This is a genomic window from Paenibacillus sp. FSL W7-1332 (assembly GCF_037969785.1).
Taxonomy (GTDB): Bacteria; Bacillota; Bacilli; order Paenibacillales; family Paenibacillaceae; genus Paenibacillus_AQ.
In genome coordinates this window covers 710544-734243 of the sequence record NZ_CP150209.1, presented here as the reverse complement: position 1 = coordinate 734243, position 23700 = coordinate 710544, and the positions used below count along the sequence as shown (strand labels likewise).

Annotated in this window: 20 protein-coding genes; 14 read left to right on the top strand and 6 right to left on the bottom strand. The window is 50.1% G+C overall.

Going from position 1 to position 23700, the window contains the following annotated elements; translation table 11 throughout:
* The first annotated feature begins 12 nt into the window (after window positions 1–12).
* Both MKX98_RS03120 and MKX98_RS03115 read left to right on the top strand, forming a co-directional pair.
* Window positions 13–846: an ABC transporter ATP-binding protein gene (locus tag MKX98_RS03120; protein ID WP_339221408.1), complete on the top strand. Its 834-nt coding sequence runs from the start codon at window positions 13–15 to the stop codon at window positions 844–846.
* A gap of 79 nt (window positions 847–925) precedes the next feature.
* Window positions 926–1741 carry a TatD family hydrolase gene (locus MKX98_RS03115; protein ID WP_194540703.1) on the top strand — a complete coding sequence of 272 codons (816 nt, stop codon included), beginning with the start codon at window positions 926–928 and terminating at the stop codon, window positions 1739–1741.
* 31 nt (window positions 1742–1772) lie between these two features.
* Here MKX98_RS03115 and MKX98_RS03110 read toward each other — a convergent pair whose 3' ends face one another.
* From MKX98_RS03110 to MKX98_RS03095, 4 genes are all read right to left on the bottom strand, one after another.
* Entirely contained in the window at window positions 1773–1952 is a 180-nt protein-coding gene (locus tag MKX98_RS03110) for an aspartyl-phosphate phosphatase Spo0E family protein (protein ID WP_113059296.1), read from the bottom strand.
* Window positions 1953–2124: 172 nt separating this feature from the next.
* Complete coding sequence (locus MKX98_RS03105; protein ID WP_339221404.1) at window positions 2125–3678, bottom strand: extracellular solute-binding protein; 1554 nt, start codon at window positions 3676–3678, stop codon at window positions 2125–2127.
* Between the two features lie 66 nt (window positions 3679–3744).
* Window positions 3745–4629, bottom strand: a complete 885-nt coding sequence (locus MKX98_RS03100) for a carbohydrate ABC transporter permease (protein ID WP_071222199.1) — start codon at window positions 4627–4629, stop codon at window positions 3745–3747.
* Window positions 4630–4659: 30 nt separating this feature from the next.
* Complete coding sequence (locus MKX98_RS03095) at window positions 4660–5640, bottom strand: ABC transporter permease subunit (RefSeq protein WP_194540701.1); 981 nt, start codon at window positions 5638–5640, stop codon at window positions 4660–4662.
* A 376-nt stretch (window positions 5641–6016) separates the two neighbouring features.
* On the opposite strand from MKX98_RS03095, the gene MKX98_RS03090 reads away from it, so the two are divergent.
* Window positions 6017–8335: a helix-turn-helix domain-containing protein gene (locus MKX98_RS03090; RefSeq protein ID WP_339221402.1), complete on the top strand. Its 2319-nt coding sequence runs from the start codon at window positions 6017–6019 to the stop codon at window positions 8333–8335.
* 1006 nt (window positions 8336–9341) lie between these two features.
* Here the strand turns inward: MKX98_RS03090 and nfsA are convergent.
* Window positions 9342–10082 (bottom strand): oxygen-insensitive NADPH nitroreductase, encoded by a 741-nt coding sequence (nfsA, locus tag MKX98_RS03085; RefSeq protein ID WP_339221400.1) that lies wholly within the window; start codon window positions 10080–10082, stop codon window positions 9342–9344.
* A gap of 184 nt (window positions 10083–10266) precedes the next feature.
* Entirely contained in the window at window positions 10267–10470 is a 204-nt protein-coding gene (locus MKX98_RS03080) for a cation transporter (RefSeq protein WP_071222204.1), read from the bottom strand.
* 300 nt (window positions 10471–10770) lie between these two features.
* Here MKX98_RS03080 and MKX98_RS03075 point away from each other — a divergent pair, with 300 nt between their 5' ends.
* The 11 genes from MKX98_RS03075 (at window position 10771) to MKX98_RS03025 (ending at window position 23697) form a co-directional block, all read left to right on the top strand.
* A complete protein-coding gene (locus tag MKX98_RS03075; RefSeq protein ID WP_194540697.1) occupies window positions 10771–11391 on the top strand; it encodes a DUF5317 domain-containing protein in 621 nt (206 codons plus the stop codon).
* Window positions 11392–11654: 263 nt separating this feature from the next.
* A complete protein-coding gene (locus tag MKX98_RS03070; protein ID WP_194540696.1) occupies window positions 11655–13511 on the top strand; it encodes a diguanylate cyclase in 1857 nt (618 codons plus the stop codon).
* 98 nt (window positions 13512–13609) lie between these two features.
* Entirely contained in the window at window positions 13610–13840 is a 231-nt protein-coding gene (locus MKX98_RS03065; RefSeq protein ID WP_194540695.1) for a hypothetical protein, read from the top strand.
* A gap of 150 nt (window positions 13841–13990) precedes the next feature.
* Window positions 13991–15118: a glycosyltransferase family 39 protein gene (locus tag MKX98_RS03060; protein WP_194540694.1), complete on the top strand. Its 1128-nt coding sequence runs from the start codon at window positions 13991–13993 to the stop codon at window positions 15116–15118.
* Window positions 15119–15288: 170 nt separating this feature from the next.
* On the top strand, window positions 15289–15915 hold the full coding sequence (locus MKX98_RS03055) for a hypothetical protein (RefSeq protein WP_339221395.1): 627 nt from the start codon (window positions 15289–15291) through the stop codon (window positions 15913–15915).
* A 205-nt stretch (window positions 15916–16120) separates the two neighbouring features.
* Window positions 16121–16621, top strand: a complete 501-nt coding sequence (locus MKX98_RS03050) for a sigma-70 family RNA polymerase sigma factor (protein ID WP_220686721.1) — start codon at window positions 16121–16123, stop codon at window positions 16619–16621.
* Window positions 16618–17868 carry an anti-sigma factor gene (locus MKX98_RS03045; RefSeq protein ID WP_339221392.1) on the top strand — a complete coding sequence of 417 codons (1251 nt, stop codon included), beginning with the start codon at window positions 16618–16620 and terminating at the stop codon, window positions 17866–17868. The genes MKX98_RS03050 and MKX98_RS03045 overlap by 4 nt, the downstream gene beginning before the upstream one ends.
* A gap of 320 nt (window positions 17869–18188) precedes the next feature.
* Window positions 18189–18632, top strand: a complete 444-nt coding sequence (locus tag MKX98_RS03040) for a hypothetical protein (protein WP_339221391.1) — start codon at window positions 18189–18191, stop codon at window positions 18630–18632.
* Between the two features lie 171 nt (window positions 18633–18803).
* The gene (locus MKX98_RS03035) at window positions 18804–21272 is read left to right on the top strand and encodes a UvrD-helicase domain-containing protein (protein ID WP_339221389.1); all 2469 of its coding nucleotides are present in this window, start codon (window positions 18804–18806) and stop codon (window positions 21270–21272) included.
* A 269-nt stretch (window positions 21273–21541) separates the two neighbouring features.
* The gene (locus MKX98_RS03030; protein ID WP_339221388.1) at window positions 21542–21949 is read left to right on the top strand and encodes a VOC family protein; all 408 of its coding nucleotides are present in this window, start codon (window positions 21542–21544) and stop codon (window positions 21947–21949) included.
* A gap of 245 nt (window positions 21950–22194) precedes the next feature.
* A complete protein-coding gene (locus MKX98_RS03025) occupies window positions 22195–23697 on the top strand; it encodes an MDR family MFS transporter (RefSeq protein ID WP_339221386.1) in 1503 nt (500 codons plus the stop codon).
* Window positions 23698–23700: the final 3 nt, after the last annotated feature.

Here is a 23700-nt window from a genome sequence, read left to right as displayed (position 1 = left end):
CCATTTGTCGATATGACACATCAAGTACCCCTGACGGTCCAGGACGGGGCTGACCCGTCGGCTGCGTCGGTCTCAACCGCACCTGCCCTCGAGGTTCGCACCCTTCGAAAAACCTTCCGCGACCGGCGCAGCGAAGTGCATGTGCTGGATGGCCTTTCGCTTCAAGTACAACCCGGGGAATTCGTCTCCTTAATCGGTCCCTCAGGCAGCGGAAAGAGCACCCTCTTCCATATCATTGGGGGGTTAACAGCTCCGGATGCAGGCTCTGTCCTCATGGACGGTCAGGACGTGACCGGGGAAAAAGGCCGCATCGCCTATATGCCTCAACAGCCGGCCCTATTCCCTTGGCGTACGGTGGAGGACAATGTGCTCCTTCCCGAGGAGCTGAGAGGCACCTCGAAAGCCGCTGCCAGGGAACATGCCCGCAGCTGGATGGAACGCGCCGGACTCAGCGGCTTCGAAAAGGCCTATCCGCACACCCTCTCTGGCGGAATGCAGCAGCGGGCGGCTTTTCTTCGCGCACTGATGAGTCCGCAGGAAGTTATGTGCCTGGACGAACCGTTCAGTGCATTGGATGCGTTAACGCGCAGCGATATGCAGCGCTGGCTGCTCGATATCTGGGAGGATACGCGCCGTTCGGTGCTGATGATTACCCATCATATCGAGGAGGCGCTGCTCCTCTCGGACAGTATCTATATCCTATCAGCACGGCCCGGAACCATCTTGAAACGGGTAGAAGTCCCTTTCTCCCGCCCGCGCCGGGAAAACATCCTGATGGATCCGTCCTTCATCGCATTAAAAACCGAAATTTCCGCCATCATGCGGGAAGAACAGCACAAGCGCTGACCGATGAAGGCCAGCGTAATACATACATCCATGATGGGCAAAGCGCTTCGTGGAAGCTTGCAAGCGAGGAGATGTAACCATGAAATCATTCATGCAGAATGAAGCGAATTCCCCCCTGATCGACACTCATATTCATCTGGACAGTTATTCGTTATCCGATCAACAAGCAATTCTCGCGGACATCCGCCATCATGAGGTTCAATCCGTCATCTCTGTCTCCATGCATCTGACTTCCTGCAAGCGAAACCTGGAGCTGGCCAGGCAGTACGGACTGATGGTGCGGCCGGCTTTCGGTTATCATCCGGAGCAGCCCCTCCCTTCCTCTGACGAAACCGAAGGGCTGCTGGATTGGATGGCAGAGCATGCCGATGAGATGGTTGCCGTAGGAGAGGTGGGTCTCCCCTATTACGCCAGGCTGGAGGCTGAATCGGAAGGCCGTCCCTGGGATAACCGCCCTTACGCCTATCTGTTGGAGCAATTTATAGCTTTTGCTAAGAAGCATCATAAACCGGTCATTCTGCACGCTGTATATGAAGATGCGGATATCGCATGTGATCTGCTCGAAAAATACGGCGTCACTCGTGCCCATTTTCATTGGTTTAAGGGCTCCCGTGACACCTTGCAGCGAATGGCGGGCAACGGATACTATATTTCCTTTACGCCCGACATCCTCTATGAGGAAGAAATTCGTGCTATGGCATGTAGGTATCCGGATCACCTCGTCATGACCGAAACCGATGGACCTTGGCCGTTCGAAGGTCCGTTCACCGGACAGATGACCCATCCTCGGATGACGGCTTCTGTGGCTTCGGCATGGGCTGAGCTTAAGGGGCTGTCCATACTTGAGGCCCGCAGGATTTTATATGAGAATGCCGCGAGACTTTACGGTCTATAAAAAGAATCTTCATGCAGTTCAAGTCGGTTGCTTAGGCAATCGGCTTGTTCTCTTTAAGAAGAAATCGGTTATATTGATTAATCAACTCATCAAGCACAATCGATTGTCTGAGGACTTTAGGATGATTAAAATCACGATACCGCTGCTTCATCTTATGAAGTTTATGCCGTTCTTGCTCGATATTAAACTTTATGCCTTCCTTCGTTTCCATGACTTTATATCCTCCCCTCATGTAATATTTTATGCTTTAATGTAAAATTATAGGATGTTTAATATTAGACATCAGAAATATGACATGGAGGGGCTTCTTTCTGTTATTCACGCCAAAAAACCACAATGCCAACCGCAGCATTGTGGTTTTTTGGTTCCATTATTTAACGTACTTATTTAACATACTTCTCCTGATATGCCTTTGACATCTCGTCTGTAATTTCCTTCATCTTCGGGTCACTCTTGATTGTTTCGATCAGTTTATCGTACGATTCAACCGGTTCTTTGCCCGTGATGACCATGACCCGCATATCCTCCACTTTCTTGGAAAGCTCGGGATAGTATTTGTTGTAGGCTTCCGAATACAGCTCTCCCGAAGGATTCGGAACCTTGACCGTCTTGCGCTCTGTGACGATCTCTACGTTCCGCTCATATACTTCATCCGGCATCCCTACCGCACTGATAGCCATATCGTCGCTGACGAGGTGAATCATATTGTTCAAGTTGCCGTCACCCGTCTTATCCACGGCGGCCTGCGGCGTTGCAACCTTCTTCCCGTTCTCCACATTGTAATGGACCCCTTCAATTCCGTAGGTCAACATTTCATTGCCTTCTTGACTATAACCATAGTCGAAAAACTCGAGGATTTTCTTCACTTTCGCCTCCGGCACTTTCTTCGGAATCAGGTATACTCCATAATACGGCGATCCTGAAGGCGTATACTTCACCCCGTTTGCATTCTCCAAATAAGCAAGCGGCATCAGATCCGCCTTGGGATCAACGCCCTTCACGGCTTCGCCGGTCACCCAGGCATGGTTCATGGACATGCCCCCTACCCCTGCCTTGGCGCTTCGCATCGTATCCATTACCTGCGAGAACTTCATGATAGCGAAGGCTTTGGGGAACAAGCCCTCATCATATGCTTTTTTGATCCACAGCATGGCCTCCCTAGACTCGTCCGACGTCATAATCGGAGTCAGGGTATTATCGGGTTGAAGCTTCCAGGACCCTTGCGTTTCATTAAATATATTATAAATATAGGCGAGTGCGCTCGGATTAGCGGCATACGGGATCTCATCCGCCTGTCCATTACCATTCGGATCCTGTTCCTTAAAAGCCTTTAACACGTTATGGAACTCATCCAGCGTTTTGGGCGTTTCCAGCTGAAGGGCATCCAGCCAGTCCTTGCGGATCATCGGGAACACTCCGCCGCCATAGCTAGGATAATAACGAGGAATGACGATGTTCTTGCCATCCACCTTGGTGATTTCCCACATTTCCTTCAATTCTTCGCGGTTCAAATTCGGATAGTCTTTAAGAAACGGTGTCAGATCCCAGAAAACCCCCTGCTTCAGCATTTTCTGCAGCTGCGGGTTCTGCAACGTCTCCACGAAAGTAACCTCTGGAAGATCGCCGGATGCAAGCATGACATTGATCTTCTCTTCGGCCGTGGACGGCGACAGCCACGTAATATTCAGCTTGGTATTGGTGCGTTTCTCAAGCTCTTTCCATAGTGCATTGGTGTTGTCTATGAATTCGGTGGCATAATTCAGGGTCTGTATCGTAATACTTGTAGGTTCACTGCTGTCTGTTCCGCCTCCGTTGTCGCTCGGTGCACTTCCGTTACGGCTGCCGCATGCGCTAAGCAAGAGCGAGCTTGCCAAGAGCAGCACCCCCGACATTTTTAAAAATGACTTGCCCGGCTTGGTTTCCATTCTTTTCATCATTAGACCTCCCTTATAATGATACCTCTCTCCTGACTGATCATGATGTCAGATAAACCGTATATCGATTCATTCCTTGACAGAGCCTACCATCGCTCCTTTGGCGAAGTGCTTCTGCAGGAATGGATACACTAACATGATCGGCACGGTTGCAATAACGACCGCCGCCATCTTCAACGTTTCCGTTGGAACGGGACGATTCACTTGGAAGGCGAATCCGCCGCCGCTTCCGGATCCCATCGTCGTTGGATCCACAAGCATATTTTGCAGCAATACTTGCAGCGGCCACATCTTCTGGTCGTTAATAAACATCAGTGCGTTGAAATACGTATTCCAATAACCAACCGCAAAGAACAATCCGAAAGCGACCAGCGCCGGCAGCGACAGAGGCAAAATAATTCTCCAGAATACGCCGATATCATTCGAACCGTCAATCATCGCGGCTTCCTCCAGACTTTCCGGAATGCTGTCGAAAAATCCCTTCATGAGCAGCACATACCATGCGCTGGTCAAGCTCGGCAGGATAAGCGACCAGATGCTGTCAATGAGTCCCACATTACGAACCACCAAATACAGCGGCACCAATCCCGGTGTGAAGAGAAAGGTGATTAGGATCATAATCATGATTGCCTTGCGAAACCGCAGACGTTTGCGGGACACCGCATAAGCCAAGCCCCCGGTAACGAGCAGACTGAGCAGCGTGCCGACCGTAGCCAGGAACACACTCACGGAAATCGAGGTGACAAACAGTCCGTTGGAGAGTAAATGCTTATAAGCATCCAGCGTCCAAACCCGCGGCCATAATATCAGGCTTCGTTGATAATACTCCACCGGATCGGTAAACGACAAAATAACGGTATAATAAATCGGAAATATCGTTGCCAAACCGATGATCAGCAGCAGTCCGTTATTCACAAGACCGAACAGCCTGGTTTTCCATCCTTTCTCATGCATGCTTTACTCCTCCTTGTCTTCACCCATCCTTTAGTACAAGCTTTCTTGACCGTAACGCCTCGCCAGCCGGTTGGCCGTAACCACCAGAATGACGCCGACAATCGATTTGAACAATCCGATAGCCGTACTGTAACTGAACTCTCCCTGCCGAATCCCCACCCGGTATACATAGGTATCGAACACTTCAGCTACATTGGTAACAGGTGCATTCATCATCAGATATATCTGTTCGAATCCCGTATCCAGAATCGTTCCCAGACGGAGGATCAACAGAATCAAGATCACGTTGCGCATCGCGGGCAGGGTAATATGCCACATCCGTCTCATACGGCCCGCGCCGTCCATGACGGCTGCTTCATATAACTGCGGGTCCACACCGGCGATGGCCGCGAGAAAGATGATGGTTCCCCACCCGACTTCCTTCCAGATGGATTGTCCCGTCAGCATCCCCCAGAAGTAGTTGGGGTTGGAGAGAATATCGATCGTCTCCCAATCCATCGAGATGAGCCACTTATTAAACAAGCCCTCCGATTGCGAGAACATAAGGTACGTAAGGCCATAGATCAATACCCAGGATAAAAAATGGGGGATATACACCAGAGACTGAATGGTCCTCTTATAGAAGGAATTTCGCACTTCATTCAGCATCAAAGCTAAAATGATCGGTGCCGGGAAAAAGAAAATCAAGCTCAGAAAGCTGATCGCCAGCGTATTGCGCAGCAGCATCCAGAAATCATCGTTGGAGAAGAACCGGGTGAAATGCTCGAATCCTACCCAAGGGCTTCCGAGCACTCCAAAGTATGGTGAATACTCCTGGAAGGCAATCACGAGATTCGTAATCGGAATATATTTGAAAATGATAAAAAAGATCAGACCCGGCAAGGCCAGCACGTACAAATACTTGTCGCGCACAACATCCGACCATATCCTCCCCCACTTCGTTTTGGATTTCACGGGAATGGGGGGGCCCCCGCTTCCTTTTGCCGACTGAACGGTTTCTTGTGCTTTCATCTATACTCCCTCACTTTCAGCCTTGTCATCTCGTTCAACATACCGTTCACGGAATGTAGTCCTAATGTAAACGGTTGCAGAATTCCCTGCAATTCCACTTTTTTTCCGTCGGCTCCAACCCCCCTCCCATTCGATGCACGGCACAGGGAAAGCTCGGTCTCTACGGCATTGTGGAACCTTTCGTTTCCTTGTATTGCACTTTTTTTCCACGGCAAATGAACGTCCGATTCGGTTAATCGGTAGCGTTGACTCGAACTCGATTAGGAAGATATGATCTTTTCAACTCATCCACTCATTCGCTATGATAGTATGTAATCATTTTACCGGCTCGCTTCGATCAAGTTTGATTTGTCTATGCCAACAGGGGGTTAAAGTAATGAGGCAACAGAATCCTGAATCCGTTTTCAAAGGTATTATGTATTGGAGAAGCATCGCGCTTGCCGTTTTGTTAACATGCCTCCCCATCTCGGCCATAACGGCCGTTTACCTTTATGTGGGCAACCAGCATATGATTAACCAATATCAGCAGCGGAACGAAGAAGCCTTGGTTGACGCTGCGCGACAAGTAGACGAGCAATTCACCCAATTGGTCCACTACGCCCTCAATATGGTGGTGAAGCCCCATTTCAAGCCTTCGTTGTCTGATATGGACTTTGTATCGAATATCGAGGAGACAAACGAGCTGTTCAATACTCTGAACCTGGTGGAGAATGCCGATCCCCTTGTGGATCAGGTCTATCTCTATATCAAAAAGCAAAATAAAATCATGGAGCCTGATCTCGGCCTGCGGACGCTGGATCAGGAACTGGATGCGTTAAACTTCAACAGGCTCATGGAAGGAGATACGGATATGTTCTGGGTCCACGACCTGGAGCGGCCTTTTAACAAGGATAAATCCTCTCACGCGCTTGTCATGCGACTTCCCTTCAACGGTCATACGCCCTACGGCGCGATCGTCATCTATATTGATCCGTCGAAGCTGCACGTCATTCGCAATAGCGAGAATCTCTCGTTCCTGCTGGACGACCATGGTCACGTCATCGGAGAGTCGGGGATGAGCCGCAGCATGCCGAAGGCGATGAGCGCGATTCAGGAACAGCTGAAGCTACCGGAGAATGCCCGGAGTGCGAATCATCTGCGATTGAAGGTTCCGGTCGACCAGGATGTATTGCTGGTGAATACCGTTCAATTCGAAAAAATGCAGCAAAGTTGGACCTATGTTTCCGGCACGCCGCAATCGAAAATCATTGCTCCAACGAAGCCGTATACTCATATCATCCTGATTTGCTTTGCTTTTGCGCTTGCGGCATCACTGGCTGTAAGCTGGTTTGCCTCTAAGAGCATGTATCGTCCTATAAGCAAGATGCTAAATATGATTGGCGGCGATCAGGCCAAACCGAGCTCGAGATACAATGAGCTTGATTATATCGAACACGAGTGGAAGCAGTACCGGTTCTCGCACGATACGCTTCAGAGCCAATGGCAGCGGTCCCTGCCCGCGATCAGAGAGGCTTATATCAATCAATTCTTGAGCGGACAAGCCGCCCACCTGACGGAGTCCGAATATGTGCTCAAGCTGCAGGAGATGGATCTTGACATTACCCATAAACAGTTCTCGGCCATCGTGCTTCAGCAGCATACCCACGGGGAGGATCGGACACCTCTGACGGAAAACGATCAGCATCTTCTCACGTATGCCGCGCTGAACGTGATCCAGGAGCTGGCAGAGGACATAAGCGCATATATACATCCCATTAACTTCTTCGACGGCTCCTTCGGCGTCATCTTGATCGTTCCGGCTTCCCATCAAGCCGATGAACAATCGCGTTTGATGAAGGAGCTGTGCGATCAGATCATGCGGGCGTTGCGCGATACGCTCCGCATGTCGGCAACCATCGTATTGGGCGGACCAAGCTCAAGCTGGACCGATGTTCCCCATATTCTCGAACAGGCCAAGCGGGCGCTGCATTACCGGTCCTTCGACGCAGGCAGTCAGCTGCTGGAAGCGGAAACCGTGCTTTCCCAGAAAAACGACTGGATCGATTTTCCGCTGGAATTGGAGCAGGATTTCATTCATACCTTGAATCTTGGTCTTCAGGGGGATGCGCTGCGTTCCCTAAGCCGCTTCGTAACGGCGCTTCAGGCCGGGGGAGGCTCGGAGTGGCATGTCCACCATGGCCTCATGCGGTTAATCACAAGCGTTCACCGGTCTATGCTGCAGGCTGGCTTAAATCCATATCAGGTGTACAATTTCTCTAATCTGCAGGAAGAGCTGTCCCTGCTTCGGGATCCGAAGGCCTGCGTGACCTGGTTTCAGAAAGAAATTATCGAACCCTACCTCGATCAGTTAACAAAGAACTTCAACAGCTCCATGAAATCGCTGGTCGAAAACGTGCTGGAGCAAATCGAGCAAAACGGGATGCAGGATTTGTCCCTGGATGCCATGGCCATGGAAGCCGGCGTCAGTGTATCCCAGCTGAGCAAAGCGTTCAAGCAGATGACGGGCACGAATTATATAGACTATCTGACAACCGTGCGCATGAACCGCTGCAAAGAATTGCTGCTGACCACCGATCTTCGCATTCACGAGATTGCGGAGGCCGCCGGATATCAGCCTCCCTACTTCAATCGTATGTTCAAGAAGCTTGAAGGGATTACGCCCGGACAATACCGTCAGCAGGGCATTGGCAAATAAATCGGCATGTCATCCTGATCAGTAATCTCCATATAAAAGAAGACCGCTGAAAAAAGGGCTGTCCCCAGGTCCGTATTTCACGACCTTTTGGGACAGCCCCTTTTTTATGAGCTATGACTTACGTTCAAGCGTCGTACATGGCGGCACGATTAGCGCCGACGAGTCATCCAAGCATGCTCCGAACCACGCATCGTGCGCACAGGGAGCAGTGCGCACGATGTATAAAATAGTTGCACATTTTTGCGGACTCAGCGGACCTTATTTTGGCCAAAAGCACCATTTCTCGAATGGTGGCGGACAAGAGGTCCGTTATTCCCCGAATAAGGCTCTCATGTTTCGGATTATATGCTACTTAACGGAACGTGTGTCCGATAGATCCTGCAAAAACGAGCCCATAGCGCAAATAACGGATCTGAGGTCCGATACTGCTATCGCCGTACTGCAACTCGTTCCGGCTTGCGGCTTGGAAGCTACGGTTAAACTTGCGGTGCACTGCTCGCCTCCTACGCCACCAATCCCACATCAGTCAGGTTTGGGTTCGAGGCCGGCTGGCGTGGGATGGGGTCCGATACTGCTAATCCCGGGCCGTGACTCATTCCGGCTTGCGGCTTGGAAGCTACGGTTAAACTTGCGGTGCACTGCTCGCCTCCTACGCCACCAATCCCACATCAGCCAGGCTTGGGTTCGTGGCTGGCTGATGTGGGATGGGGTCCGAGGCGGGGCTTGGTTCCGACGCCGGCTGGCGGGGGATGGGATCCGAGGCGGGGCTTGGTTCCGACGCCGGCTGGCGTGGGATGGGGTCCGAGGTCGGGCTTGGTTCCGAACTAGGCTTGGGTTCATGCAAGGCCTAGTTTCGGGGCCGGCCTAGTTTCGAGGCCGAGTTTAGTTCCTAGAGCCGCGCCCCGTAGTATTCCCCACGAGAGCAGCCGTATCAGCATGATGATCGGGGTCTGCAGGTTCGCAGCACGTATCTCGAGAGCGCTGTACCCGCTTTCTCTATTCATGTCTAACGCCCCATGAACCCCTTCCCCTTCAGGAAGTCCTTCATGTGCAGCCTTACCGGCTCTGCCAGGCGTTTAGCCATAAGCGCCGACCACGGTGTGTTGTTTTTGCCATGGGTACGCAGGGACAAGTATTCGGAAGAGGTTCGATCGTAGTTCTTCACTTCTTCTACAGCCGCACGATTGTAGCTGTCGCGGTGCAGAACAGCCTCCACCGGAAGCCGAGGACGAAGCCCCGGCTCCTGATCCGGGTAACCCAGGCACATGCCAAATACCGGATAGACCAAATCCGGGAGCTCCAAAGCCTCGGAGAACTCAGCAATGGAGTTGCGGACCCCACCTATATACACGATGCCAAGACCAAGCGATTCCGCGGCTATCGCGGCATTTTGCGCAGCCAAAGCGGCATCCACCGTCGCCACGATGAAATTCTCGGTCGAATCTTCATACGTCTCTTGATCAACCACGTGCGCCTCTGCGCTTTTTTTCAAACGATACAGATCCGCGCACCACACCAGAAATACCGGGCATTCCACAATATACGACTGATTTCCCGCTAAAGCGGCCAACCGCTGCTTCTTCTCTTGAGAGGTAACGGCAATTACGCTGTATGCCTGGACGTTGCTTGAGGTTGATGCCATCTGACCTGCTGCCACAACGGTCCTAAGCTGCTCCTCTGACACGGGTCGATCCGAATATTTACGAATCGATCGATGGTTCATCAGAAGCGATATGGTATCATTCATCGGGGTATCCACTCCTTAGGCTGAAAGCATTGTTCCATCTATTATGAAACTTCGGCTTGGGCAGTGCAAGTTCACGCGATAGGTGACACCGCGCAAAAAAGCCGGCTTGCTGTCGATCGCCTTCAGCAGCCGGCTCCTATTTTAGCCAAAGCTCATGGCCTTGGATTATTCCAGGGAATGTTCGTTAGGACACGATATCGTAGCCTTGCTCTTCAATCGCTTCTTTTAATGCTTCAAGGCTGACCTTGTTTTCGTCGTATTCGATAGCCACTGTATTGGATGCAAGATCGACTTTACCGGAAGCTCCCGCATTCTTCAGTGCGCCTTCCACCGAGTTCACGCAATGGTTGCAGGACATGCCTTCCACTGTCAATGTCACTTGTTTCATGCTGTCGTCCTCCTATCATAATAATGTTGTACCATTCAACCTTACTATACCCCCCATAAGTATGTAAAGCTCAAGAATTTGCTTCTTTCTGCAACAGAAACACGAAAAAAGTAGGAAGATTTATCCTTTTAATCTGTTATAATGTACATAATTCATTAGATTCATACAGGAAGGGACAAGCTTTTTATCATACTTCCTAAGTTTTTTTATAAAATTTGATTTTTGTTGAAGGAATTACCAATTTGCTGTCGAACTATCTTAATAACAGAGATAATGAACTATGAAAGTAGGAATTCTATCATGGTATTTGACGGCATTATACTCGGGTTAATTGTCGGGCTGATACGTGGCGGACTCCGTCATGGACTGCAGCAATTCAGTAAGATTCGTCTGAAGGGCGGCTTAATCTTCCCCATACTCCTGATTGTGCAGCTGCTCATATTCCGCTTTCAAGTGAACTCTGATTGGTTGGCAGCCGCAAGCGGCTACGTCTTTATGTTCATCTACGTTGCCGGCATGATCTTTCTCTGGATGAACCGGGATCAGAAAGGTTTTGGCAGCATCTTGGCAGGTGTCTTTCTGAATTTCCTTGTCATGGCAGTGAACGGTGGCAGAATGCCCGTTTCCATGGGTGCAGCTTCCGTGCTGGATCCTGTTTATATGGACATGCTAGTGGATGCCACAGCTACTACCAAGCACTATCTGATGGACGCCTCTACCCGCCTGCCGTTCCTGGGAGACATTATACCATTATCCCCGCCGTACCCAAGAACACAGGTTATCAGTATCGGAGATATTATCATGAACTTCGGCATATTTCTCTACATTCTAAATCTCATGACCGTGGGGAAGAATACCGCCAACGTGCAAACATTAGGAACCAAATCCGATACCAATGAACGTGTGGAACCGCAAAATTAATCATACATCATGCCACCTGGAAAGGAGGGAGAACTGTGAAGAAAACTGATAAAATCAAGTATTCCCGCATCGTATTGAATGCGATCATCGTTGCTTCTGTTGTTGTCGCTCTGACTTCCGGTTACAGATTCGGATAATAGACTTCCATAAAAACAGGCTGGAAAATTCAGCCTGTTTTTTTATATCTTTTTCGTTGTTTTGCATCGCAATATACCTTAAAATGTGGAGAATACACCATTGATTTTATTGAGGAGAAATCATTTATGTCCATATTAAAGCGTCCTAGATTCTCTCGAGACTTAGCGGGACAGCTGTATTTTGTTTTTCTTTCTCTTCTGGGCTGTTCAACCTTCCTGTTGGTGCAACAAGGGGAGATTTTCCATTATACTCCTTCACAGTGGGTATGGGTCTATGCGATGTTAGGCGCCGCCCTCATCTTAAATTACTTCACCTTCCAGCTGCCGCCAGAGGGTAATTTACAGTCTATGGATTCCTCTGTTTACCTGGCGTGTATCTTTATATATGGAGCACCGTTTGCGCTGTCTGTCATCCTGTTTGTCTCCCTTACCATGGCGCTGTACGACAGAAAAATCCCCTTCTGGAAGCATTTTGTTAATTTCTCTGTGTATACCGTGATGATCGTCGGGTCCTCCTTCATTTTCAAAATGGCAGGCGGACAAGCTGGCCCTATTCACAATGATCAATTTGGTGCGTATCTTGCAGCGTTGGTTGTTTATTTTGTTATCAACGTATTCCTTGTCGGTTTCTACTATTACCTTCTATACAAAGGATCGTTATATGATATTTTGAAAACCTTCATAAAAGATACACTGCTTGTATACCTTAGTACGCTCATTCTTTCGCTGGTTCTCTCCATACTCATCGTACATAACGGCGTGTTCGGACTAACCTTGTTTATAGGACTCAGCGTGATGCTGTCCTATTCTTTCAAACAGCTCTTCACAATGTATAAACAGGTACAGGAAAAAGCAATCAAGGATCAACGGACGAGCCTGTATAATCACAGTTATTTCGAAAGTTTACTGGAGGACGAGATCAAGAAAGCCAAGGCCAATGAGACGCCATTGTCGCTGGCCATGATCGATATCGATGATTTCAAGAAATACAACGATCAATTCGGTCACCTGAAAGGGGACATGCTGCTCGGATTTCTCGGCAATTACCTCAAGGTGGAATCCGAAACGGCTGAAGTGGTGGCCTCTCGTTTCGGCGGTGAGGAATTCACGATTCTAATGCCGGGTTACGATGACAACAAAGCACGTTCCTTCATTAACAGGCTCCGCAAAAAATTGAACGATACCTATTTTGACGGCGTTGAGATATTCCCATCCGGGTGCCTCTCCTTCTCTGCCGGCGTTGCGTCCTATCGGATTGACATCCATGACAAGTCACAGCTCGTCGAGCTTGCCGATCAGGCGCTGTACTATGCCAAGAAGCAGGGCAAGAATAATGTGCACGTATACGGGAGCGGCGCCGAAAAAGAATCCGAGATCGACTTCGCGGAGGACGTCCGCGATATTGAGCAGCAGCTGAAGCTGTTCTTGTATAAAGATGTGGATACGTTCAAACACTCCAAACGGGTATTCCGCTATGCCATGGACATCAGCGAAGTGCTCGGGCTTGATAGTGTGGAACGACGCAATTTCGTACTCGGTGCACTCATTCACGATATCGGCAAGCTTGAGATTCCTTGGGGGATCTTGAACAAACGGGACAAGCTCACGGCCGGTGAATGGGAAACCGTCAAACGGCATGTCAGCTGGGGTAAACGCATCGCGGAAACGAACGAGAAGTTCAAGGAACTGGTTCCTTATATTGAATTACACCATGAAAGATACGATGGCGGGGGATATCCGCACGGCTTCAAGGGCAGCCAAATCCCCAAACTGTGCCGGATGCTGACCATTATCGATTCCTTTGACGCGATGACAACGGAACGACCTTACCAAAAAACGAAAACCTTCGAGGAGGGAATTGAGGAATTGCTCCGCTGCTCAGGCACGCAATTCGATCCGGAGCTTGTTGAGCTGTTTATTCGTTATTTAAGACTCAAAGCAGAAGCGCAGCAGCAGCCTGCAGCCGGTTCGGAGACGTCTTAAAGAGACCGATGCCCCTCCTATTATTACCTCTACATGTTTGATACTTCCCCAAATAAGGTATAAAGGTAGTATCACAACGATAAATGAGGTGAGAAACGGTGACTGACAAGAAAAAGGATCTCCCGCTTCACAACGGTCCCGGCAACATGGATCACCCTGAACAATACCCGACGGAACAAGAAAGCCTGTTCGATCAACATGAGAGCGAACAGCATGTGGACCCGATTCCGATGGAAGACGCCAGACTGGAGCGCCAGGAAGAGAAGCAGCGGGACGGGACGTCAAAGAAGCGTTCATCCAGTAATGATAAGTATCACAGCGGCTTTTAAAAGAGGGACTGACCTTGTCACTGCAGCGTAACTTGCACTTATGGGCTCCGTTTTGGCGGAGCCTTTTTATTTCACCGTTTTTTCTTTAATATAGAAGAGGATGAATGCGGATTTAAACCTAGAGATTATATAAAGAGTGGAGTGGACCCTTTGTTTTCCATATGGACGTTAAACCGTGTGCAGCGAAGGATGCTGCTGATACTGATTGCAGCGGTTCTGGTTATGTCATGTCTGCTGGTTCTTACCGGTCTTCATGAACGTTCCCCGAGCATAAGCAGCGTGATCGAAGAACGATATATCCAAAGTGCGGCCATGATCAGCCACCCCGGTGGAGACCTGGAAGACCATGCTTCCAGCGTCATGCCCGGTGTGCCGCTTATGATTGCCGGACTTACCGCCTTATTCGGAAGCATGGATGCCGCCCTGATTGCCTACCAGCTCCTTCAATGCGTCTTCCATGCATTTTCCGTATACTTGGTTTTCGTACTGTCCCGCTACATGTTTAATACGCGAATCGCTTTTCTGTCATGCATGATCTACGCTCTGTTCTGGCCGGCCTACGGTGCAGTCCGGCTAATCCTGCCGGATACGACCATGCAAACCTTAATGCTTCTTCTGGTCTGCGCCGTCATCGGAGCGCTTGAATTGAAGCAGGCTGGCTGGTACGCAGCTGCCGGCGCGCTTACAGCGCTTATGGCTTGTTACAACCTTCAAGCGCTGCTGTATCCGGTATTGTTCATTGCCTTTTGGATCAAGTACCGCAGTCCGATCAAAATCGTAACCGGCGGGCTCCTTCTTATTAGCGCAGGTTATTTGCTCATCTTATCTCCATGGTGGCTGAACATCCCGCTTTTCAATCGTTTGATGTATATGTCCGGTCCGTGGAACCTTGCCTCGCTGTGGCTGGAATCGAGATACATCGAAGGCAACCCTTTGGTTCATCTCTTCCGGAGCATATATGCCGGCCGCACCTCCAAATATGCGGCAGCGATCGGAAACGAGGAGGCCAGAAAGGTTGTGCAATCCGCATTGGACGCCGTCCGTCTCCTCATGCTGTTTGCCGGGACTGCCGGCGTCATCTGGTCGGTTTGGAAATACCATCTGAAACGGCAGCTCCCGGTGCTTCTGACGCTGCTGTATTTTATTGCCGCCGAATGGTTGGTTCCGAGCCTGGACGGCACCGGATTTCCCTATGCGGTCTTCCTGCTGCTCTACGCGGCATTTCTCGCGGACAAAGCGATTATCTATGCCCATAAGACCCGCCTGCTTCGTAAGTAAGTTTCAACGCGAAGCCTGTCATTCCATCATCATGTAACTTTTGCGCCTGAAAGCACTTTATCTTGTGCCTTCAGGCGTTTTTTTCACGTTGTTATAGAACCTTTCAGGCTGATGAAACGTCTATATTATATCTTCGTTTTCATATATCCCTGTCAAGAGAGGTGTCAGGTATGAAAATAAACCGTAAATTTATCGCCATTCTCAGTATCGCTGTGGCCAGCGTTCTGACGGTAAGCATCATACTCTTCTTCACGGATGCTTCGAATCGCTCGGGCCAGCATCATCGCATGAACGACAACATGAACGGACAGGCGCTGGTTCAAGTCGGCTCCACCTACATCACGCATACCCATCTAACTGCCTATAAGAACAACCTCGCGCATAGCACCGCGCCCCTCCCTGATGACGCTACGCTCCTTAAAGAAATGGCAACGAAGGAATTGATGCTTCAATTGGCCAACGAACAAGGCGTTGCGGCGAGTCTGGAGGATGGTATTCAAAGGGCCAAGGAGCTTCGGAAGACGCTCGAAACCCAGCCGCGGCAGGTGCAAGAACAGCACTTGCGCATACTGGATACGATGGGCATCAGCGAAGATCAATACTGGGAAGACTACTCCTCGCCGGAATATCGGGATATGCTATCGATCGAGCGATTAGTGAATAAACTGACGACGGATATCAAGTCTACCCAGCCTGACGTCATAACCAGCACGCAGCAGCTGAAGGATAAACTGCTAAACACCGCATTGGATGAACAGCGAATTATCGTGTTGGATCCGGACATTCAATTGAGGTAACGCTGCATGGTATATAAAGAGGTGCGACAGCCAGCAATACAACTCTCTTACAGTTCCTACATCACCTTATATACGTTTGAAGCCCGCTCATCTGGCGGGCTTTTGCTTTTTGCGACTAAGGGGTTACATCGCAGCTTCATTACTTTATTGCCGAAAGTGTAACTTTTTGCCCTGGTTAAACGTGTGTTTACTTAGAGGGGAGGACATGAAACTGAACAGTCTTGAATCGGTTTATCAATATTACGTAAAGGACGTTTATCGTTACTTGTACTCCCTCTCTTATGATCACCATACGGCGGAAGACCTGGTACAGGAAACCTTCTATCGCGCTTACCTGTTCCTTGAGGATTGGAAGGAAGAACGAATCAAGCCATGGTTATTTCGAGTCGCCCATAACGCTTATGTGGATTATCAGCGGAAGGCCAGCCGCAGCATCGTGAGGGACTCTGTTTTTTTCGATCAGCTGATCGACCGCCATACCCCGGAGGACATCCTGCTCCAGCAAGAAGCCCAAAGAGAAATTGGGCAAATGTTAACCGATATTCCGGAAAAGCAGCGGCAAGCGGTGCTTCTGGTGGACTTTCATCAATTCACATACCAGGAGGCGGCGGATATTATGGGCATCACCTTATCCCATATCAAAATTACGTTATTTCGGGCCAGGCAGCGGCTGCGGGAAATGAAACGAAAGGACGGGATGTTATGAGCGAAGAATTCAAACAGCGGCTGAAGGATTATGCAGATGGCAAGCTGACTGACGAGGAAAAAATCGAAATTGAGCGGGAAATGGAGAAGCTGGAGGAATACCAGACTTACTTGAACGAGATGATGGATAACACAAGCTCTAATTCTAATAGCGCTATGCATATGCGAGCTGACGATCAGACCGGCCTCTCGCCCAAGAAAGAAAAGCGAATCGTTCGCAGGGGCAAATGGAAAGCCCGAATCTCGAATGCGCTGATGGTTATTTCTGTGTTTCTAGTTGTATCCATACTTAGCTCAATTGGTACAGCGTTATTCTACGGTGTCGGCGACCCGAGCCGAAACGATAAATACCGGGATGCCATCGCTTCCGCTATCTCGATATCCCAGCCTAACATCGACGTTCGACTCAACAGTCAGGGCAAAGTCTTCTTCATGCAGGAAGTGTATGGGGATATAGACAAGAAAGTGGGGAAAGAACGCGTGACCGTCGGCGAATATACCGTGAACTTCCTGTTCGGGCTGCCGTCCGTCAACATGGATTGGAACGAACGCAGTAGTCCATCACGGGTTTTCTACCGACCGGACGGCCCAGCGAAGGCGTCTTCAGTCGACCAAGACGGAGCTCCCCAGGAACAGTCAAAAGAACAGAACACCAGACCCTCCTCCACCAAGAGCGGTGACTGGTCCAGGCTTTCAAAGCTCCCCGAGGGTACCGTGGCCGAGGCTTATGTATCGTTTAACCGCTTCTTCTCGACCGACGAGCTGCTGAAGCAGTTCGAGAACCGGAACATGGAGCCTGTCTGGTTTGCCGTGGATACCGGGCCGAATGACCGATTCGGCGATCATGATGGAGTCATCACCGATCCTGTCGGCTTCCCATCTTATCCCGTCTGGCATCATGACGATTTGACGGTAACCTCTTATCAGGAAGAAAAACGCGGCTGGTTCGGCAAAATCGTGTCCAGCGGCGGACATTACCCTTCTATAGACACCTACGGGGATGGGGAACTGCGGAATGAACACTTCATCAAGTCGCTGCGGCTTCTGCAGGAGTACGAGCTCATTGCGAATCGGGTGGCTCCGTTCGTAGACGTGGACGCTTCCTTAGCTTATATCGAACAAAACGGCGTTCGCCTGTATGGAGCTGTCGTAACCGGGCCCGTCAAGGAACTGCTGACCCTGCGCGAGGTATCCTGGGTGCATGACCTGCGGGTCGGGGAAGTGCGGTTGTGGAACTGGACCGAGTGACGATCTTTTAGCGAATTCCGTTTGCTTCTAAATGCGTGCTGACATTGAATAAGGGTGCCCAGCCAGCCAAGCCTGCCCCGGATTACACACCGTGCCACATGGAGCATTACGCACGATGTACAATATCACATAGGGGTAACAAATCTCCCGGACTTCCTACATTCGAGTCCGGGATTTTGTTATTCATATAAATGATTTAGGTCATGAATGATCAGCGATTGTGCTGCCAGATGCTTTCCAGATATATTTAGTGAGACGGTCTCTATACGAATAAAGGATCTCAAGATTAATAAGGATTTAGAATTGAAAGGGAGAATGCTATGTTCATAAATCGTATCTATCAATCAAGAGAAAGCCTTATTCGAAAATTCAAAGTTATAGATGCTGGTGCCGAAGCCAGCTTTAATTTGAACAGCAAGGTTTTATATATAACTATAAAATCGCATACAAATGATGAACTATTGCTACATTTCAGAGATTTTAAAAGAAACGAGGATGCCCCACCGATTTCTTTAGCGAGCGAATCCTTTTATTTGATTTTGGATAAGGTTAGAACATCAAGCAATGGAGAGAAGTATATGCAACCTATTTTAGATTTATTGGATTCTATTCTTGCGCTTATCATTTTTATTCCAGAGATTAGATACAACGAGATAGACCAAAACACGTTAAATATAATTACCAAGGAGTTTCTTCCGGAACTAACTTATGAAATCGATGGAATAGAGTATAGGCTACTACATTCAGCAAGCAACTTAGTGTAACTGTTATATGGTCAATCCAAAACTATACTATTAAATGAAATGGGGTAACGTGATCAGTCTATCAAGCACCCGCCTCACGTCTCTCATCCATATCCTGCGCTTTGCCAGACTTCCGAGAATCCGGTAAACTGGTAGGACGATAATCGAAATACGAAATGATTGGTGAAATTCATGACATCCATACCCTTCTATAAACGCCCGTACGGCGGTGAGCGTCAGGATATTCCGTTTGCCAAGCTGGCTTCCTTCGAGAACAGCCAGGACCTGATCCGCGATGACGCCCCGGATGCGGCTTTTTTTCGCGGCTTGGAATCACAAGGGCTGCTGCTGAACCGCGCCCAAATCCAAGCTGTACGACATACGCAAGGACCGCTGCTTACGCTTGCAGGCGCCGGCTCCGGGAAGACCTCCGTGCTGGTCAGCCGGACAGGCTACCTCATTGCGGCCAAGAAGATCGATCCGTCTTCCATCCTGCTTGTCACCTTCTCATCCAAAGCGGCAGCCGAGATGAAGGAACGCATCATGGCGCTTCCCGGGTTACGGGCTAGCGAAACCGCCAAAGTAACGGCAAGAACCTTCCATTCCTTCTTCCTATACTTGCTGCGAACCCGCGGCTACAGGCAGGAAATCCTGAGCAACTCCAGGCATCAGCAATTTATTATGAAGCGCATCCTGCGAGAAATGGGCTTGCAGGACAGCTACGAAGCCGAGACACTGCTATCGCTCTGGTCTGCCCATCGAATGAGTATGACCGGTCTTGACGAGCTGCCTGTCAAAACACCTGCGGAAGTCGAGCAAAGGCAAATTTTCGCCCGTTATGAGGCGTGGAAAGAAGAACACGGCCAGATGGATTTCGATGATATTCTGGTTTTGTCCTACCGTCTGCTGTCGCAGGATCCCGGATTGCTGGCTTCCCTTCAAAGGCGGTACCGTTATGTGATGGTCGACGAGTTTCAAGATACCGGGCTGCTGCCCTATGAGCTGCTGAAGAAGATGGTCGCCCCGCATCGCAACCTGATGGTTGTCGGTGACGATGACCAGACCATCTACGGCTTCAATGGCGCGCGTAACGAATTCATTCTGGAATTCGACCAGACGTTTCCCGGGGCCAAGGTGGTGACGCTGGATATCAACTATCGATCCCTCTCGTCGATCGTCGGGCTGGGAAATGAAATTATCCGTGTCAATGAACGCCGCCGTCCCAAGCAGCTGCGCTCTACCCGCAAGAGCAGCAGCGTACCGCTGTATCTTCGTCCAGGTGATCCCGACCAAGAAGCGGAGCTGCTGCTGACCCATATTACCGAACAGGTCCGGGAGCACGGAAAACAGTACCGCGATCATGCGATTCTATACCGAACCGCAAACAACAGCCGGGCGATTTTCGAACAGCTCGTGATGCGGCAAATTCCGTTCATTCATTACGAGAACGGGGATCTGTTCTATGAGCAGTGGATTGTCAAACCGCTCATGGACCATCTGCGGCTGTCGCTGGACCGGCGCAATTTCACGGCGATGGAGGGCATGCTTCATACGCTGTACATGAACCGGGACAAAGGGATGGCGTTCATCCGGCAGCAGGATGCTCCGCGTCCCAAGAAGGGGCCTCTATCGCATCTTCTATCCTTTCCCGGCCTGAAGGACTTCCAGATCGAGAATATTAGAGATCGCACTAAGCTCATAAAGGGATTAAAGGCGATGGAGCCCCTTCAAGCCGTACAGGAAATGAGGCGGCAATTCTACGACAAGTTTCTGGAGGCAGACGAACGTCAGGAGATCACCCTCCATAAGGAATTCATACAGGAAGGCCTGGATGAATTGGAGGCCTCGGCGAAGCGTTTTGGCGATATCGCTGAGTTCGTTGAATTTGTCGATCGGCTGATCGTCATTCATAAGGAAATGGCGGCCATGAAACGGGACGAGCAGGCCGATGCCGTCCGCTTAATGACGATCCATAAATCCAAAGGGCTGGAGTTTCCCTCGGTATGCCTGATCGGGGCGAGCGAGGGCATTCTCCCGCATACGTCCGCTTTAGACGCCGAGCGCAGGGACGATCAGCGTCCGCTGTCGGACAAGGAGGATAAGGCGCTGGATGCACTGGAAGAGGAGCGCAGATTAGCTTATGTCGCTATCACCAGGGCACGGGATGAATTGATTGTCAGTTCGCCTGGCTTTTACCGGGGACGTAAAGCGGAGGTTTCCCGCTTCTTCCGCGATGTGTTCGTCACGGACGAGCAGAGCAAACAAGGCAACCGTATACCAAACAAGGTCGGCGGGTCAACGCCCCGTACATCCTATACGGCTAAACGCACGATCCGCATAGAGACCTCAACCTCAACCTCAACCAAGCGCTCTTCCCTGCCCTCTTCTGCTGGGCGGACAACAGTGAGCACAACCAGTCAGAGGAGCCAACGAATCGGTTCAGATTCGGGATCCGCTCCGAGCCCACAGCATCAGGCTGCATCCGCCGGGACAGAGATCGTCGACGTGTGGTTATGCACCAGCGCCAATTGCAAAGGCTGGCAGCGGGTCAACGCAAGAATCCCTGCAGGCACACGGAATCGGGAGAGCAAGGCCTGTCCTTTATGCCAGTCGCCCATGAAGCAGGGGCGCAAAGAGGTTCCGGTGCACATTAGGCGTTAAGGAGCTAGTTACTGGAAATACCGCAAACAATGACATCGTTCATTTTGCTGCCATCATTCATCCATATGCTTGTAAGACGTTATCCAATATACAAAAAGGACTGACCCCTATCGTTCTTCAGCGAACATATCAGGTCGGTCCTTTTCTCTCCATTGTTTTAATTTCCCGATTTTACATATAAATATGGAAGCGTATACAGAATGCGTTACAATGGACTTAAGAAATCATCTTATCTCATGCTTTGATACATACCGAGGAGGAATGCCGTCATGATTAAAGGAATTGCCCATCTGGCGTTTGACGTAGCCGATATGGAGAAGTCCCTGCATTTTTACTGCGATGTGCTTGGTTTCACCCGTGCTTTTGATATCCCTAACGACCAGGGTGAACCGTGGATCGAGTACATTAAGGTATGCGAGGGACAATTTATCGAGTTGTTTTACGGTGGGCAAAATAAACCGGAGCATGTAAATCGGCCCGTCGGATTCTCCCATCTCTGCCTTGAGGTGGAAGACATCGAGCACATCGCGGAGCATCTCCGCAATCAGGGCGTGAAGCTGGACGTCGAGCCGGTTCAAGGAAAAGACTTCAACTGGCAGTGCTGGGCCAGGGACCCGGACGGCAACCGGATCGAATTCATGCAGCTGGATCCCAAATCGCCGCAGATGAACTGCTAGGTCCTAACTGGCACAGCTGGCAGCGCGTCTTAACGCGAAGGGATTCCGGCAGCTGACTCCTTATTATCGCAAGGTCATCCCGTAAATCAGGGTTGACCTTGTTTTTTCTTGTGCAGAATGTAGAGAAAGGCCGTGCCATTAAACATCTTGCCAACATCTGTTAATCCGGCTACAATATAACCACCGAATTATTCAAATTTGAATAATATGTACATAGTTGAATATGGAAAAGGAGTATCCTTAACATGAATGCACAACAAAGCAACATCAAATTGGTCGTGGCCGGTCTGCTGCTCGGCATCTTCATGGCCGCCATCGATAACACGATTGTAGCCACTGCCTTATCGACGATTATCCGCGATCTTCAGGGCTTCGACCAAGTCGTCTGGGTAACCTCGATCTACATGGTTGCCGTTATGGCCGGTACACCGATCTTCGGTAAGTTATCCGATATGTATGGACGGAAGCGGTTCTTTATATTCGGTTTGGTTGTCTTTCTGATCGGTTCCGCTCTTTGCGGGATGGCGAACAACATGACAGAGCTTATTATTTACCGGGCGATTCAAGGAATCGGCGGCGGTGCTCTTATGCCGATTGCGTTTACCATCGTGTTCGACCTGTTCCCGCCGGAGAAGCGCGGAAAAATGACGGGTTTGCTCGGTGCCGTATTCGGCACCTCCAGCATTATGGGACCGCTGCTGGGCGCTTTTATTACCGACAGCATCGGCTGGGAATGGATATTCTATGTCAACGTGCCGATCGGTATCGTATCCTTTATCTTCATCATGACTTCCTACAAGGAGTCCCGTTCCCATGCCAAACAAAAGATTGACTGGACGGGGGCTGCAACGCTTGTAGGCGCGATCATCTGCCTGATGTTCGGTCTGGAACTGGGCGGGCAAACCTATGCATGGGATTCACCGCAAATTCTGGGCTTGTTCGGGGGATTCATTGCTCTGTTTATTGTGTTTCTATTGGCAGAGACCCGGGCAGCCGAACCCATTATTTCGTTTCAAATGTTTCGTAAACGGCTGTTTGCCTCCAGCAATATCGTTGCCTTGTTCTATGGAGCAACCTTCATCGTGGCAACGATCTACATCCCGATCTTTGTTAGCGGAGTGTACGGTGGATCAGCAACCAATTCGGGCCTCATTCTAATGCCGATGATGCTCGGCAGTGTAGTCGGCAGCCAGGGCGGCGGTATGCTGACGACCCGGACTTCGTTTAGAAACATCATGATTCTGTCCGTCTTGTGCTTTATTGCAGGCATTTTCTGCCTGAGCACGATAAGCCCGGATACGCCGCGCTACCTGTTGACGGTCTTCATGATCCTGACCGGCTTTGGCGTCGGATTCTCGTTCTCCACGCTCAGCATGGCCTCCATCCATAACTTTGATGCCAGACAGCGCGGCGCAGCCACATCAACGAACTCCTTCCTTCGCTCCTTCGGCATGACGGTGGGGATTACGATCTTCGGAATTATCCAGCGCAACGGCCTCAACAGCCGACTCGCGGAAGCCGGAGGAAACGCGCCCGCCGGTGCCGAGTTAAATGCAGATGCTGTGCTTTCACCTGAAGTGATGGGCCAGCTCCCGCCGAACGTACGTGAACAGATCACGACCTCCTTGGCGGATTCCATTTCGAATACGTTCTTGTGGGCGCTTGTGCCTGCGGTGCTGGCTCTCGTGTTCGTGCTGATGATGGGCAACGAACGAGTGACCGTATCTGCCAAGGCCAAGGGAGCCTAATGG

Bases quoted from the DNA above. Each gene is read 5' to 3' on its own strand.
- MKX98_RS03045 (WP_339221392.1), top strand. From the start codon at position 16,618: ATGAGCGAAGAATTCAAACAGCGGCTGAAGGATTATGCAGATGGCAAG.
- MKX98_RS03120 (WP_339221408.1), top strand. From the start codon at position 13: ATGACACATCAAGTACCCCTGACGGTCCAGGACGGGGCTGACCCGTCG.
- MKX98_RS03105 (WP_339221404.1), bottom strand. From the start codon at position 3,678: ATGATGAAAAGAATGGAAACCAAGCCGGGCAAGTCATTTTTAAAAATG.
- MKX98_RS03100 (WP_071222199.1), bottom strand. From the start codon at position 4,629: ATGCATGAGAAAGGATGGAAAACCAGGCTGTTCGGTCTTGTGAATAAC.
- MKX98_RS03110 (WP_113059296.1), bottom strand. From the start codon at position 1,952: ATGGAAACGAAGGAAGGCATAAAGTTTAATATCGAGCAAGAACGGCAT.
- MKX98_RS03095 (WP_194540701.1), bottom strand. From the start codon at position 5,640: ATGAAAGCACAAGAAACCGTTCAGTCGGCAAAAGGAAGCGGGGGCCCC.
- MKX98_RS03040 (WP_339221391.1), top strand. From the start codon at position 18,189: ATGTTCATAAATCGTATCTATCAATCAAGAGAAAGCCTTATTCGAAAA.
- MKX98_RS03080 (WP_071222204.1), bottom strand. From the start codon at position 10,470: ATGAAACAAGTGACATTGACAGTGGAAGGCATGTCCTGCAACCATTGC.
- MKX98_RS03090 (WP_339221402.1), top strand. From the start codon at position 6,017: ATGAGGCAACAGAATCCTGAATCCGTTTTCAAAGGTATTATGTATTGG.
- MKX98_RS03035 (WP_339221389.1), top strand. From the start codon at position 18,804: ATGACATCCATACCCTTCTATAAACGCCCGTACGGCGGTGAGCGTCAG.
- MKX98_RS03030 (WP_339221388.1), top strand. From the start codon at position 21,542: ATGATTAAAGGAATTGCCCATCTGGCGTTTGACGTAGCCGATATGGAG.
- MKX98_RS03050 (WP_220686721.1), top strand. From the start codon at position 16,121: ATGAAACTGAACAGTCTTGAATCGGTTTATCAATATTACGTAAAGGAC.
- MKX98_RS03075 (WP_194540697.1), top strand. From the start codon at position 10,771: ATGGTATTTGACGGCATTATACTCGGGTTAATTGTCGGGCTGATACGT.
- nfsA (WP_339221400.1), bottom strand. From the start codon at position 10,082: ATGAATGATACCATATCGCTTCTGATGAACCATCGATCGATTCGTAAA.
- MKX98_RS03025 (WP_339221386.1), top strand. From the start codon at position 22,195: ATGAATGCACAACAAAGCAACATCAAATTGGTCGTGGCCGGTCTGCTG.
- MKX98_RS03115 (WP_194540703.1), top strand. From the start codon at position 926: ATGAAATCATTCATGCAGAATGAAGCGAATTCCCCCCTGATCGACACT.
- MKX98_RS03055 (WP_339221395.1), top strand. From the start codon at position 15,289: ATGAAAATAAACCGTAAATTTATCGCCATTCTCAGTATCGCTGTGGCC.
- MKX98_RS03070 (WP_194540696.1), top strand. From the start codon at position 11,655: ATGTCCATATTAAAGCGTCCTAGATTCTCTCGAGACTTAGCGGGACAG.